The 13,004-nt window shown below is 60.2% G+C and carries 14 protein-coding genes; 5 read left to right on the top strand and 9 right to left on the bottom strand.

The annotated features are described in order from the left end of the window. Position 1 precedes the first annotated feature (1 nt). From JFT91_RS06035 to JFT91_RS05995, 9 genes are all read right to left on the bottom strand, one after another. A complete protein-coding gene (locus JFT91_RS06035; protein WP_242489221.1) occupies positions 2–1,288 on the bottom strand; it encodes a phenylacetate--CoA ligase family protein in 1,287 nt (428 codons plus the stop codon). Further along, positions 1,281–1,793, bottom strand: a complete 513-nt coding sequence (locus JFT91_RS06030; protein WP_201231822.1) for an aminotransferase class I/II-fold pyridoxal phosphate-dependent enzyme — start codon at positions 1,791–1,793, stop codon at positions 1,281–1,283. The genes JFT91_RS06035 and JFT91_RS06030 overlap by 8 nt, the downstream gene beginning before the upstream one ends. Beyond that, positions 1,790–2,545: a PLP-dependent aminotransferase family protein gene (locus JFT91_RS06025; protein ID WP_201231821.1), complete on the bottom strand. Its 756-nt coding sequence runs from the start codon at positions 2,543–2,545 to the stop codon at positions 1,790–1,792. The genes JFT91_RS06030 and JFT91_RS06025 overlap by 4 nt, the downstream gene beginning before the upstream one ends. After that, on the bottom strand, positions 2,484–3,635 hold the full coding sequence (locus JFT91_RS06020; protein WP_242489220.1) for a DUF3419 family protein: 1,152 nt from the start codon (positions 3,633–3,635) through the stop codon (positions 2,484–2,486). The genes JFT91_RS06025 and JFT91_RS06020 overlap by 62 nt, the downstream gene beginning before the upstream one ends. Before the next feature lie 42 nt (positions 3,636–3,677). Next, positions 3,678–4,412: an iron-containing redox enzyme family protein gene (locus JFT91_RS06015; RefSeq protein ID WP_201231820.1), complete on the bottom strand. Its 735-nt coding sequence runs from the start codon at positions 4,410–4,412 to the stop codon at positions 3,678–3,680. Further along, positions 4,390–4,872 (bottom strand): GNAT family N-acetyltransferase, encoded by a 483-nt coding sequence (locus JFT91_RS06010; protein ID WP_242489219.1) that lies wholly within the window; start codon positions 4,870–4,872, stop codon positions 4,390–4,392. Before JFT91_RS06010 ends, JFT91_RS06015 begins: the two co-directional genes overlap by 23 nt. Before the next feature lie 458 nt (positions 4,873–5,330). Further along, a complete protein-coding gene (gene tsaC / locus JFT91_RS06005; protein WP_201231818.1) occupies positions 5,331–5,888 on the bottom strand; it encodes an L-threonylcarbamoyladenylate synthase type 1 TsaC in 558 nt (185 codons plus the stop codon). A 55-nt stretch (positions 5,889–5,943) separates the two neighbouring features. Then, the gene (gene dprA, locus JFT91_RS06000; RefSeq protein ID WP_201231817.1) at positions 5,944–7,044 is read right to left on the bottom strand and encodes a DNA-processing protein DprA; all 1,101 of its coding nucleotides are present in this window, start codon (positions 7,042–7,044) and stop codon (positions 5,944–5,946) included. Positions 7,045–7,123: 79 nt separating this feature from the next. Then, the gene (locus JFT91_RS05995) at positions 7,124–8,149 is read right to left on the bottom strand and encodes a LysM peptidoglycan-binding domain-containing protein (RefSeq protein ID WP_201229533.1); all 1,026 of its coding nucleotides are present in this window, start codon (positions 8,147–8,149) and stop codon (positions 7,124–7,126) included. Between the two features lie 159 nt (positions 8,150–8,308). Here JFT91_RS05995 and def point away from each other — a divergent pair, with 159 nt between their 5' ends. From def to JFT91_RS05970, 5 genes are all read left to right on the top strand, one after another. Then, the gene (gene def, locus JFT91_RS05990) at positions 8,309–8,815 is read left to right on the top strand and encodes a peptide deformylase (RefSeq protein WP_122855361.1); all 507 of its coding nucleotides are present in this window, start codon (positions 8,309–8,311) and stop codon (positions 8,813–8,815) included. 58 nt (positions 8,816–8,873) lie between these two features. Next, on the top strand, positions 8,874–9,833 hold the full coding sequence (fmt, locus tag JFT91_RS05985; RefSeq protein ID WP_201231816.1) for a methionyl-tRNA formyltransferase: 960 nt from the start codon (positions 8,874–8,876) through the stop codon (positions 9,831–9,833). Then, on the top strand, positions 9,830–11,140 hold the full coding sequence (rsmB, locus tag JFT91_RS05980) for a 16S rRNA (cytosine(967)-C(5))-methyltransferase RsmB (RefSeq protein WP_201231815.1): 1,311 nt from the start codon (positions 9,830–9,832) through the stop codon (positions 11,138–11,140). Before fmt ends, rsmB begins: the two co-directional genes overlap by 4 nt. Before the next feature lie 22 nt (positions 11,141–11,162). Further along, a complete protein-coding gene (gene trkA, locus JFT91_RS05975; protein ID WP_201231814.1) occupies positions 11,163–12,539 on the top strand; it encodes a Trk system potassium transporter TrkA in 1,377 nt (458 codons plus the stop codon). Between the two features lie 147 nt (positions 12,540–12,686). Next, complete coding sequence (locus JFT91_RS05970) at positions 12,687–13,001, top strand: tetratricopeptide repeat protein (RefSeq protein WP_201231813.1); 315 nt, start codon at positions 12,687–12,689, stop codon at positions 12,999–13,001. Positions 13,002–13,004: the final 3 nt, after the last annotated feature.

The following is a 13,004-nucleotide window of genomic DNA, read 5'->3' as shown; positions in this document are numbered from 1 at the left end:
GTTACCCCGGTGAGTCCGGGGTAACGCCCAGCTCGATAAAAAACGGCGTCTTGCCGGCAAAGGTTGTTTCGAAGCTACTGCGGTCAAGACGCTGTACCCGCAATCCCAATACTCCGGGCAATCTGAGCAGAGCGCTGGCTTGCGCTTCGCTTCGCAGCGCCTGTTCGAGGGCGACTTCTACACCGGCTGGCAGTTTGTCCTGAGCAATGACCAGTCGCATGCGGACACCGTTGACCTGCCGATTGATCTGTACCTGAACGTCGGTAGTGTCTAGGTCAGGCAACGCCTGGGCGAGTACGCTCATGACCTGCCGTTGCGTGACGATCGCGCCGCCCAGTTTTATCGTTGTTTCGACCCGCCCCTCGAGTTGCAGCACGGGCAGCGCACTGCCACAGGCGCAATTCGTCGCATTACGCAGCACTCGGCCACGATCACCAATCCGATATCGCAACAGCGGCACATGGTCGGGCAGCAACGGCGTCAACAGAAACTCACCGCTTGCACCTTCGGCCACCGCTTGCAGCGTCTGTGGATCAACCACCTCAAGCAGCATCGCGTCGGCGTGCAGATGATACAAACCGTGTTCAAGATGAGCACACTGAAAACCGATGGGCCCGGTCTCCGTGGAGCTGTAGCCCAGCGACCGCAGATTTATCGCGGGCCAGTCCCGCCCCAGTTGATCGCGCAGCGGCTGCCTGCACGGCTCCCCGATGTAGTAGAGCCATCGCAGACTCGTCAATTGCTCTGCATCGATATCGTCATGGTTGAACAGAGCAGCCGCGAAGGACGGGGTGCACATCAACGCATCGGCCGCTTGCGACTGAATCAGCTCGGCGATCCGCTGAACCCCCATCAACGAACCGGCAGGCAACAGGCGCGCACCGATGTGCTGGACGATGGACGCGGCGTACTGAAAAGCGCCCTGCATCTCGCCGGCAGTCAGGCAGTTGATGACCACCCCGGGGCGTTCATCCGCCACGCCAAACATCCTCGCGCCCAACGGCACAATGCTCGCGTTGAATGCCCAGGAATGGGTGATGTGTTTACGGTTGCCCGTGCTCCCTCCCGACGTCAGGGTCAGCCCGCCACCCGGCGCACGGTGCGAGGCCTCGCCAAGCTCGGAGAACAGCACACCGCCATGCTCGTCCTCCACGGCTTGAATCGGCAATCGATGCAGATCCTCCAGGCTCTGCACATGCAGGATCTGTGGACACAATGCGCAGAACCACGGCAGTGACCGCGCGTGAGTCAGTTTGCGGGCAAAGGCCTGGTTCGCGTCGTCATTCATCACCAGCCCCTTGCTGACGAATGCCCAGTTCGGCAAAACCGCCCGTGACGGCATTGGCCAGACTCTGCAACTGCGCCTGGCTGTGATTCGCGCTGATGGCCAGGCGCAGCATTGCTTCGCCTTTGGCGACCACCGGAAACAACGCGGTGGTGACGGCGATGGCCTGTCGCCGCAGGTACAGCGCCAGGCTGATCGCATCGCGCTCGGCACCGACGCGGACAAAACGGATCGGTGAGGCGACGTCATGATTGCCAAGAACCGGCCCGAGCAATCCGTCGATCAAGGCAGTATTTCGCCACAGCGCCGCCTGTAACTCACCGATCTCCGGTGAAAGATGGATTTTCCCGGAGGCGACTGCCGCGCCGACCCCGCCCATCGACAGTGGCCCGCCGAAGGTATAGGTCGACGCATGACGCCGTATCATCTCGGCATCGCCCGCCGTGAGCACGGTGATCGCCCCTCCGGTCGCACCAAACGCCTTGGACAATGAGGACAAAAGGATCAAGCGGTTGCGCAGTCGCTCATCAGCAGCGACGAGCGCATATCCTCCCCGGCAGCCCCATGTATCGAAGTGCCGTGGGCATCATCCGCATACAGATAGCCTTCAAAGCGCTCCGCCAGCTGTAACAGTCGATTGATCGGGTACAGGCCGCGCATCGAGCCAATGCTGTCGGTCAGGATGATCGGTGTATGGCCAGCCGCGACTGCCGTGGAGCATGCCTGTTCAACTTGCTCCACGACGCTGCAATCACAACGCTGGACGGGGCCGAACTGCCACAGAATCCCTTGCAGCACTTGCATCGAGGCATGAGCCGCGCGGTCGACGATCCAGCTCGGGCCGCGACGCAATGGATAGGACGGCAATTCGCCTGACCCCAGTAGCGGCAGGCAGCCGAGATGCGCACTGCCCACCGAGTTGAAGGTGACCGTGTGCCCCTGAAATATCTGGTTCAACAGCTCATCCAGTTCACGCATTGGCGGCAGCAGCGCCCGGGTTCGCGCGGCAGCGAATTGCACGCCGAATGATTCGACAGCCTCCACCGCGCCTTGAACCAGACGTGGGTCGTATTCCAGCCCCAGATAGGAGCATGAGAGAAACTCGGTCAGTCGCTCGCCGCTGCTCAATTCAATATGCTTGCCCTCGCGCCTTGCCAGTTTCAAACCATTTAGCCCGGCGTCGAATAACTGCTGCTGATCATCGCGCGCCTGACGGACACGGTGTTTCACCCAATTGACGGTCGGTTGCTGAGTATTCATCGGGATGCCTGCAAAGGAGATGTCCGGCGATAGACCTGCACACGCCAGAGTTGGGTTTTTCTCGTGCGATCGCGGCCTGGTACTCGGCGGTGGTATCGCAGAAACCTGCACAATCGGGTCGGACAACATGCAAATGGCCACGGATGACCGTCAGCGCCGCCTCGGCAAGCGACGGGCGCAGGCGCTGCAAAACGCTGGCGCCAGTGGCCTTGGGCATGAAGGAGGGCACGTCCGAGAGCGAGACGAAATCGATGTCCGTGTGGCTGGCGGCACACTCGAGAATGTCAGCCTGCACCACCCTTAATTCGCACTGCTGAAGAGCTTCTCGGGCCTTGTCGAAAATCTTCGGCTCGCACTCCAGTGGGAAGCCCTGCGGGTCGCGCAGCTCACCGAAAAACAGCATTTGCAGGAAAAAACTCTCACGCACAACTTGCGTGGTGAACAGGGAGTGGAAAATCCCCAGGTACACCTCGCGAGAATTGATCCCCAGGTTGTTGCGGGGAAACGAACCCTTGTACAGTAGCGAGTTGAGCACCGCTGCGTTGCCCAACAACGCAATCAACGCCCGCCAACGCTTCAGAGGAAAACGGCTGCGGTAATAGCTGGTTTGCTCGTCAAGGTCCCTGCACTGAAAAATCTCCCGACCCGCCTTGCCGGTCAACAGTCGGTTGACCTTCGCCAACCGCTGCAAGGTCTGCTCGAAAGCCCCCATGTAGATCGGCGCTTGCCATTGACGGGCCTGGAAAAACTCCGCCAGCCAACGCCGATCAGCCCGCGGTACGTCGAGTTGCTGCAGGATGGATTGGCGTCGTGATACCTGAGTCCCCGCCCGGTACCCCATGAAATCCATGAACGTTTCGTGGTCGGTCTGCTCCAGCAGGGCGAATCGCAACCGCGTAAACGCCAGTTGCGGCGCGCTGATATCGGTGCAGGTCATGCGCGTCGGACTGCGGGCCAACAGCGGCAAAAGCCGTCCGCCACTCCCGGCAACACCTATCACGTGCCTGGCACGCGCCGGCAGGATCGCGTATTCCAGCGCGGTGTCTTCATCCCCCAGTGCGTAGTTCAGTTGCTGGAAGTAGTCAGCCATGCCTGCCTCCCTGCACCCACTGGAGAAATCGCCGTGAAACCCTCATGAGTCGGCCAATGCATGGAGAAAGTCATAACGCGGCGCGAGGTCGTTTTGCCAGGCCTCATATTGCTCATAAACGGCTTCAAGCATGTTGCCGGTCAGGCGCAAGCTGGTTTCCATCACATTGGCAATGGCGTCCCAGTCGCACTGGCGTTTACAAGTGCGCTGCAGGATCAGTTTTATTTCGTTGAAGTGCTCGACATCAATATCGGAGTGGGCAACGAAGAATGTTAATTGAGCCGGTTTCAATGACAGTGTTTCGCTCAACTTATTGATAAGCGGAGTAATGAATTGATAGGCATTTTCCGCCCAATAACTGTATCCCAGACGCTGTAGCGGATTACCAGTGAACGATATCCAATATAGATAAGCAATCAACACCTCAGTTGCTGGAAGTGCCGGGGGTATATCGAAGCTTTCATTCTTCAGGCCAAGACTCAGGACATCATGCAATGCCATTTTTTCATGACCGACTTCCTGTGCCGCGTGTTCAAAACAGAATTTTGCATAGACCGGATTATCGGCATGACGCACACCGACCAGGCCCTGATTTCGCGCATTGTGCGCGGTGTAGTGAAAGGTCTCGATCATGTAGATCGCATATAAAGCCTTGGACACTTTGCCTTCACGTATGGCTTTTACCAAGCGTGAACTGTCGAGTATCTCGGCCCAGGATTTTTCGATTCGCTGATCAAGCAGGATCAACTGTTGTTCAAAACTGAGTGGCGCATTCATCGTGGTGCTCCGGTTGGTCGACGGTGGAGTGATCAGGTTGTTGTACTGCCGCAAGGATCTGCTGCCATTGCGCGGACAGCAGCCAGTAGCCACCGCGAGCGCGTTGCTCGATTTGCAGGGCGTCGGAGGTGATCGGTGTCAGGCCGAATCGTTGGAACAGTCGCCGTTGCGGCGTTCGGCATAGCGCCGTGACGCCTTGATAGCCCTGCTTGATCGCCCACGCTGTGGCGGCTGCCAGCAGGCAGTTGATCGGCACGGGTAGATGATTGCGCGAGTGAGTAATCAAGCGACTGAACTCGACATGGCGCGACAACGCCACGGTGGGAGAAACCTGCCGATGCGCCAGTGACGCCCACTCGAATGGCGCAGGCGTTACCCTCAATACCGCCACCAGATGGTCATGCTGATAAAGCAGGAAGTGCGTGCTGCGTGACGTTATTCCCAGCCGTTTTTCAAGCATCCGGGCTCGGGATGTCAGCATGTAATGTTGCAATCGAAGGCGAAACTGCCGGCCAATAAATCGTTCAAACTCTTGCGTGTCTGAACCCGCTTCAAGAATAACAACGCGGCAATCTTCATGGCGACTGCTCAGGGTTGCCTGAAGTGACTGCAGATAATCCATGAGTTGCAAATCCGTAGTATCCATTCTTTCTCCGCAGACGTTAACTTATCGAAGTTTCCTTGGCGCATTTGAATAATGGATGCTTTTGGAAATATCGCCACTGCGTGACTTCTGATAATTACGTGGGAAAAGTTACTGAAAATGAATACTTACCGATTATTCTTACGCGAACAGCAATGAACAAAAAACAAAGTTGTTGAACTTGGTTAATGACTTGAAGGATAAATCGCAGGCATGTGTAGTACTCCTCGCCATACAAGCCGAGGAGTATTCAATAGATGAAGTTCGAAGTGATGTCAGTCGGGGCGAATGACATTGCCGGAGGCCAGATCACGGATGACGCTGGGGTTCTTGCGACCGCCCAACTCGCCACCGAGGATCAAATCGACCTGTCCGCGAAAATACTGCTCGACCCGCAACCGCGTGCGCGCCGCCGGCCGGCCCTGCGGGTTGGCCGACGTCGAGATCAATGGCCCGACCATCGAGCACAAGTCACGCACCTGCGGATGATCGCTGACACGCAACGCCACGGTGTCATGCACACCCGTCACCCACTCCGGCAACAAGTCCTGATGCGGTACCAGCCAAGTGTTCGGCCCCGGCCAGGTACTGGCCATGCGGTCGATCCACTCTTGCGGGAAGTCTTCGAACAGGAAGTCGAATTGACGAATGTTGTCGGCGACCAGAATCAGGCCCTTGTCGACCGAGCGATTCTTGATCGCCAGCAGACGATCCACCGCTTCTTCGTTCCACGGGTCGCAACCCAGCCCCCAGACGGCTTCGGTTGGATAGGCAATCACCGCCCCGGCGCGAATCTCTCGTGCGGCTTGTTGCACACGCCAACTGTTGACCATGAAAAAACTCTCCGCAAACAGGTTTCGCGCAGTTTACCGATCTTCCCCGTAAAACCTAGCTCACCCGCGCAAGCCAGCGACCGTTTTCGCACACCGCGCGACCCTCCATCTCCAATTCGGTAAGGGCTGCCAACACTTTCGGCAGCGTCCAGCCGCTACTGCCGGCCAACGCTTCGCTGGTGTGCGGCGCGGCGTGAAGCAGGGCGAGCAACGGATGGTCGACTGTCGGCATGCCTGTGGACAACGGCAAACGCTGCCAGCCGCGCAGCGCTTCGAGGATGTGCTCGATGGTTTCCACCAGCACCGCGCCATCGCGAATCAATTGGTGACAACCCCGAGCACCGGGGTGATGGATCGAGCCGGGAATCGCGTAAACCTCACGCCCCTGTTCCGCGGCCAGCCTTGCCGTGATCAACGAACCGCTGGCCACGCTGGCCTCGACCACCAGCACACCGAGGGACAAACCGCTGATGATCCGGTTGCGCCGTGGGAAGTTGCTCGCCGTCGGTCCCGCGTCCAGCGGAAACTCCGAAAGCACCGCGCTGCCGGACGCGATCATCGCGTCGCAGAGGCGTCGATTGCGCTGTGGATAAAAGTTTTCAAGCCCGGTGCCGAGTACCCCCACGGTCAGCCCACCGACATCCAGCGCGGCTTGATGCGCAGCGGCATCAATGCCCAGCGCCAAGCCACTGGTGATGACAAAACCGGCACCGGCGAGGCTGCGGGAAAACGCCGCCGCGGTGTCCATCCCCGGACGCGAAGCGCGGCGGCTGCCGACCATCGCCAGTTGCGGTTTTTCCAGAATCAGCGGGTCACCCGCGACAAACAGCAACGGTGGCGGGTCAGGAATCTGCGCCAGCAACGCCGGGTAATCCGGCTGATCCCACATCAGCAAATGTTGACCCGGCCGCTCTAGCCAGCGCATTGCGTGGCTGGCGCCGTCGCGCACTTCAGGGGATCTTCGCGCGTCAGCACTGGACGCCGGCAACCCCAGCGAGCGCCAGGCGCTGGCCGGAGCGCTGATGGCTTTCGACGCCGAGCCAAAGGCTTCGAGCAATTTTGCAAAACGCTTCGGGCCGATGTCCGGCAAGCGGTGCAGGCGCAAGCGCGCTTCCAGTTCCGCCGGGGAAACGGGCGTGCAGACAGACAGCATCATGGATCATCCTTGATCGTTATAAGTCCCGAACGATTCGGAACAAGCTGTGGATAACTCTGTTGGTAACTTGTTAAGCCAGCTAAGGATTTCGCACCTTGTCGAGCACCGCCAGCGAGCGCGATGCGTTGAGGACGAGGCCGTAGCTGAGCTTGTCGTAAGTGCGGAAGACCATGAGCAACCCGGCGCGTTCGTCGGGAATTTTCAGCGGTTGGCCAGTGATGCGGTCGCGCACGGTTTCGCCGGTTTTCATCACCTCCAGAACGTTGCCTTCGACCAGCCCGTCGCGTTTGCCCTTGTTCAGGGTCACCACATCCATCACGCCGATCTGGGTGACACCGCGCGGCACATCAATGATCACGCCGTTGATGCTGGTGGTGGGCGCGCTGGGCATGAAGGTCGAATTGATCGAGCGCTCTTCGCCGCTGAACAAACGGTCGCCGAGGCGCACTTCCTGCGTGGTGCGTTGCAGGGCGAGGGTGGCGACGTCGCCTTCGGTCGCGACGATTTCGCCGCCGCCAATGTCATCGGCGTTGATCCCGAGGAACTCCTTGGTCTGCGGATCGGTGTAAACCTTGCCTTGGCGGAAGATGCCGTAAACCGGCTGGTTCGGATCGAATTGGCCACGCGCGTAGATGCGGTCGCCGGTGCCGCTGAGCACGCGCTCTGCATCGCCAGCGACGATGTACGGCGCCTTGTCGAAATCCTCGACCTTGTCGACGATGCGATTGCTCAGCAGAAAACTGTTGATCGATTTCAGCGGAATGCTCGGAATCGCCTCGGCCACCGGGCTGGTGCGGATCCGCGGTGACAGCTTGATGGTGCCGCGCGACTCGCCGCGATTGAGCATCAGACGTGGCTGGCCATCGACGTAGCTGAGCGTCAGCGTGTCGCCCGGATAGATCAGGTTGGGGTTTTCAATCTGCGGATTGGCCCGCCACAACTGTGGCCACTGCCAGGGCTCGCGCAGGTATTTGCCGGAAATGTCCCAGAGTGTGTCACCCGAAACCACCGTGTATTGCTGTGGAAAACCATCCCTGAGCTGCACTTGCCCTTGCGCCACGCCGGCCGAAGCCAACAGCAGCAGGGCGAGTAGTGTTTTCCTCATGCAGTGAATCCCTTTATCATGTGCATTCGCGTGAACCGTCAGAGCCCCTGTGGCTCGCTTCTGATTTTGTAGAAGCTACGCTTCACAACGGTAGCCTGCATCTTCGGACCTGCCAGGCCATCGCCCGACTTTACTCAACATGTGCAGCAATCAAAGCCTATGGCCATTTTAAACATCCTCGAATTCCCGGACCCGCGTCTGCGCACTATCGCCAAGCCTGTGGCTGTAGTGGACGACGAAGTGCGTCAGTTGGTCGATGACATGTTTGAAACAATGTATGAAGCGCCGGGCATCGGCCTTGCCGCGACCCAGGTCAACGTGCACAAACGTATCGTCGTGATGGACCTTTCCGAAGACCGTACCGAACCCCGGGTGTTCATCAACCCCGAGTTCGAATCGCTGACCGAAGAAATGGAGCAATACCAGGAAGGCTGCCTCTCGGTGCCGGGCTTCTACGAAAACGTCGACCGCCCGCAGAAGGTCAGGATCAAGGCGCTGGACCGCGACGGCAAGCCCTATGAGCTGATCGCCGAAGGCCTGCTCGCGGTGTGCATCCAGCACGAATGCGACCACCTCAACGGCAAATTGTTCGTCGATTACCTGTCCACGCTCAAACGCGACCGGATCAAGAAGAAACTGGAAAAGCAGCACCGCCAGAACGCTTGATGCCCCTCCTTCAAAGGCTTGCTGCGGCAAGCCTTTTTCTTTTTATGAGACTCCCTTCATGACTGAGCCACTGCGCATCGTTTTTGCCGGCACCCCGGAATTCGCCGCCGAACACCTCAAGGCCCTGCTGAGCAGCCCTTACGAGATCGTTGCGGTCTACACCCAACCGGATCGTCCGGCCGGTCGCGGGCAAAAACTGATGCCGAGCCCGGTCAAACAGCTCGCGCTGGAAAACAATATCCAGGTGTTGCAGCCGCCGACTTTGCGCAACGCCGATGCCCAGGCAGAGCTGGCCGCGCTAAAACCGGACTTGCTGGTGGTGGTCGCCTACGGCCTGATCCTGCCGCAAGTGGTGCTGGATATTCCGCGTCTCGGTTGCATCAACAGCCATGCATCGTTGCTGCCACGCTGGCGCGGTGCGGCGCCGATCCAGCGCGCCGTAGAACATGGCGATGCCGAAAGCGGCGTGACCGTGATGCGCATGGAAGCCGGCCTCGACACCGGGCCGATGCTGCTCAAGGTCGTCACCCCGATCAGCGCTGCAGACACTGGCGGCAGCCTGCACGACCGTCTCGCCGAGATGGGCCCGCCGGCCGTGGTGCAAGCGATTGCCGGTCTGGCGGCTGGCACTCTGCAGGGCGAAGTGCAGAACGATGAACTCGCCACTTACGCGCACAAGCTCAACAAGGACGAAGCACGCATCGACTGGAGCCGTCCGGCGGTTGAGCTTGAACGTCTGGTCCGCGCCTTCAACCCATGGCCGATCACCCACAGCACCCTCAACGGTGAAGCGCTGAAAGTGCTGGCGGCGACACTCGCCGAAGGCAACGGCGCACCGGGTGAAATCCTCAGCGCCAGCAAGGACGGCCTGGTCATCGCGTGTGGTGAACAGGCGCTGTGCCTGACCCGCCTGCAATTGCCCGGCGGCAAGGCGCTGAACTTCAGCGACCTGTTCAACAGCCGTCGTGAGAAATTCGCCGTCGGCACGCTGCTCGGCGCAGCGGTGGACGCGCAATGAACCCGCGTCTGGCCGCCGCCAAGGCACTCGCCGCCGTCCTCAGCGGCAAAGCCTCGCTGAACAGCTCCCTGCCGACGCAACTGGACAAGGTCGAGGATCGCGATCGCGGCTTCACTCAGGATCTGGCCTTCGGCACCGCGCGCTGGCAGCCACGCCTGTCGGCCCTGGCGGAAAAACTCCTGCAAAAGCCGTTCAAGGCTGCAGACGCCGATGTCGAGGCATTGCTGCTGGTCGGCCTCTACCAATTGCTTTACACCCGCGTGCCGGCCCACGCGGCCATCGGCGAAACCGTCGGTTGCGCCGACAAGCTGAAAAAGCCTTGGGCCAAGGGTTTGCTCAACGCCGTGCTACGCAACGCTCAGCGCGAAAGTGAATCGATTTTCGCCGAGCTGGAACGTGATCCGGTGGTGCGCACCGCTCACCCGCGCTGGCTGCAAAAATCCCTCAAGGCGTTCTGGCCTGAGCAGTGGGAAGCCATCTGCGAGGCGAACAACGCGCATCCGCCAATGATCCTGCGGGTCAATCGCCGTCATCACAGCCGCGATGACTACCTCGGCTTGCTGACTGAAGCGGGTATCGCCGCAACACCGTGTATTTACAGCCGCGACGGCATCATCCTCGAAGCCGCCGCCGACGTGCGCAGCCTGCCGGGTTTCGCCGAAGGCTGGATCAGCGTGCAGGACGAAGCCGCACAACTGGCTGCCGACCTGCTTGATCTCGCCCCGGGCCAGCGCGTACTCGACGCCTGCTGTGCGCCGGGCGGCAAGACCTGCCACATCCTCGAAGCCGAACCGGCGTTGGCCGGCGTGGTCGCGGTGGATCTCGAAGCCAAACGTCTGGTGCGCGTTAAGGAAAACCTTGAGCGCCTCGGCCTCAACGCCGAACTGATCGCCGCTGATGGTCGCGACACCGAGAAATGGTGGGACGGCAAACCGTTCCAGCGCATCCTGCTCGACGCACCATGCTCGGCCACCGGCGTGATCCGTCGCCATCCGGACATCAAGCTGACCCGTCAACCCGACGACATCGTCGCCCTGGCGCAACTGCAAGGTGAGCTGCTCGACGCGATGTGGAAGACCCTCGAAGTCGGCGGCATCCTGCTCTACGCCACCTGCTCGACGCTGCCGACCGAAAACACCGAGGTGATTGCCGCATTCCTTGAGCGCACGCCGGGCGCCCGTGAACTGGATCTGGCCACCACGGCCGGGATCAAGCAGCCCCATGGTCGCCAATTGCTGGCCCAGCAGGGCGGCCATGACGGGTTCTACTACGCCAAGCTGATCAAGATCGCTGCCGCGCGCGGCTAAACGGATTCAATGGAGTGACTGGATGAAAATCATCATCCTCGGTGCAGGGCAGGTCGGCGGTTCGCTGGCTGAACACTTGGCCAGCGAAGCCAACGACATCACCGTGGTCGACACCGATGGCGAGCGCCTGCGCGACCTCGGTGATCGTCTCGACATCCGTACCGTGCAGGGCCGTGGCTCGCTGCCGTCGGTACTGCGTCAGGCCGGCGCCGACGACGCCGACATGCTGGTCGCGGTGACCAACAGCGACGAAACCAACATGGTCGCCTGCCAGGTCGCTCACACGTTGTTCCACACCCCGACCAAGATCGCCCGGGTGCGCGAAGCGTCCTACCTGAACCGCGAAGAACAGTTGTTCCAGAACGAAGCGATTCCGGTCGACGTGCTGATCAGCCCCGAGCAAGTGGTCACCAATTACATCAAGCGCCTGATCCAGTATCCCGGTGCGTTGCAGGTGATCGATTTCGCCGAAGGCGCGGCGCAACTGGTGGCAGTGCGCGCCTATTACGGCGGTCCGCTGGTGGGCCAGCAACTGCGCCAGCTGCGCGAGCACATGCCCAACGTCGAGACCCGCGTCGCCGCGATCTTCCGCCGCGACCGGCCGATCCTGCCGCAGGGCGATACGGTGATCGAGGCCGATGACGAAGTCTTCTTCATCGCCGCCCGTGAGAATATTCGCGCAGTGATGAGCGAAATGCGCCGCCTCGATGAAACCTACAAGCGCATCGTCATTGCTGGCGGCGGGCAAATCGGCGAGCGTCTGGCCGAGGCCATCGAAAGCCGTTACCAGGTGAAGATCATCGAGATGAACCCGGCCCGTTGCCGTTATCTCTCGGACACCCTCGACAGCACCGTGGTGTTGCAGGGCAGCGCCTCGGATCGCGATTTGCTGCTGGAGGAGAACATTGCCGACGCCGACATTTTCCTCGCGCTGACCAACGATGACGAAGCCAACATCATGTCGTCGCTGCTGGCCAAACGGCTGGGGGCGAAGAAGGTCATGACGATCATCAACAACCCGGCGTACGTCGACCTGATTCAGGGCGGCGACATCGACATCGCCATCAGCCCGCAACTGGCGACCATCGGCACCTTGCTGGCCCACGTACGCCGTGGCGATATCGTCAGCGTGCACTCACTGCGCCGCGGTGCGGCGGAAGCCATCGAGGCAATTGCTCACGGTGATGCGAAGTCGAGCAAAGTGATCGGCAAGCCGATTGAAAAGATCGGCCTGCCGCCGGGCACCACGATTGGCGCAATTATCCGCAACGAACAGGTGATCATCGCCCACGACGACACCGTGATCGAAGCGGGCGACCATGTGATTCTATTCCTTGTGGATAAAAAGCATATTCGCGATGTGGAGAAGCTGTTTCATGTGGGGTTGAGCTTCTTCTGAGGTTTGCGCTGACGGCACTGGCCCCTTCGCGAGCAGGCTCGCTCCCACATTTGGAATGCATTTCCCCTGTGGGAGCGAGCCTGCTCGCGAAGGCGGTCTCAATAAACCCCATCAACACCTGACACTCCGAAGAAAGGAAAGCCACCGATGCTCGAATCCCTGGAAAAAATGCTCGCCAAGGGTGTGGATAACGCCCTGCTGCGCTTCGGTCTGGGCAAGGGCTATCTGGATCTTGGAGAGAATGCCAAAGCAGCCGAGCATTTCCAGCGCTGTGTCGGCTTCGATCCGAAGTATTCAGCAGCGTGGAAGCTGTTGGGCAAGGCGCACCTGGCGCTGGGCGATCACGCCGCCGCGCGGCAGGCATGGGAACAAGGGCTGGAAGCGGCTCGCGCCCACGGCGACAAGCAGGCCGAGAAGGAAATGACGGTGTTCTTGAAGAAGCTTGATCGTCCGGCGCAGTGATTT

It is taken from the genome of Pseudomonas sp. TH08, assembly GCF_016651275.1.
In the GTDB taxonomy this organism is placed as follows: Bacteria; Pseudomonadota; Gammaproteobacteria; order Pseudomonadales; family Pseudomonadaceae; genus Aquipseudomonas.
This window is presented reverse-complemented; position numbering and strand designations above follow the sequence as displayed.

Coding starts and splice junctions, on each gene's coding strand:
- tsaC (WP_201231818.1), bottom strand. CDS start 5,888: ATGGTCAACAGTTGGCGTGTGCAACAAGCCGCACGAGAGATTCGCGCC.
- JFT91_RS06015 (WP_201231820.1), bottom strand. CDS start 4,412: ATGAATGCGCCACTCAGTTTTGAACAACAGTTGATCCTGCTTGATCAG.
- def (WP_122855361.1), top strand. CDS start 8,309: ATGGCCATTTTAAACATCCTCGAATTCCCGGACCCGCGTCTGCGCACT.
- JFT91_RS05995 (WP_201229533.1), bottom strand. CDS start 8,149: ATGAGGAAAACACTACTCGCCCTGCTGCTGTTGGCTTCGGCCGGCGTG.
- dprA (WP_201231817.1), bottom strand. CDS start 7,044: ATGATGCTGTCTGTCTGCACGCCCGTTTCCCCGGCGGAACTGGAAGCG.
- JFT91_RS05970 (WP_201231813.1), top strand. CDS start 12,687: ATGCTCGAATCCCTGGAAAAAATGCTCGCCAAGGGTGTGGATAACGCC.
- JFT91_RS06010 (WP_242489219.1), bottom strand. CDS start 4,872: ATGCTTGAAAAACGGCTGGGAATAACGTCACGCAGCACGCACTTCCTG.
- JFT91_RS06035 (WP_242489221.1), bottom strand. CDS start 1,288: ATGAATGACGACGCGAACCAGGCCTTTGCCCGCAAACTGACTCACGCG.
- trkA (WP_201231814.1), top strand. CDS start 11,163: ATGAAAATCATCATCCTCGGTGCAGGGCAGGTCGGCGGTTCGCTGGCT.
- rsmB (WP_201231815.1), top strand. CDS start 9,830: ATGAACCCGCGTCTGGCCGCCGCCAAGGCACTCGCCGCCGTCCTCAGC.
- fmt (WP_201231816.1), top strand. CDS start 8,874: ATGACTGAGCCACTGCGCATCGTTTTTGCCGGCACCCCGGAATTCGCC.
- JFT91_RS06020 (WP_242489220.1), bottom strand. CDS start 3,635: ATGGCTGACTACTTCCAGCAACTGAACTACGCACTGGGGGATGAAGAC.
- JFT91_RS06025 (WP_201231821.1), bottom strand. CDS start 2,545: ATGAATACTCAGCAACCGACCGTCAATTGGGTGAAACACCGTGTCCGT.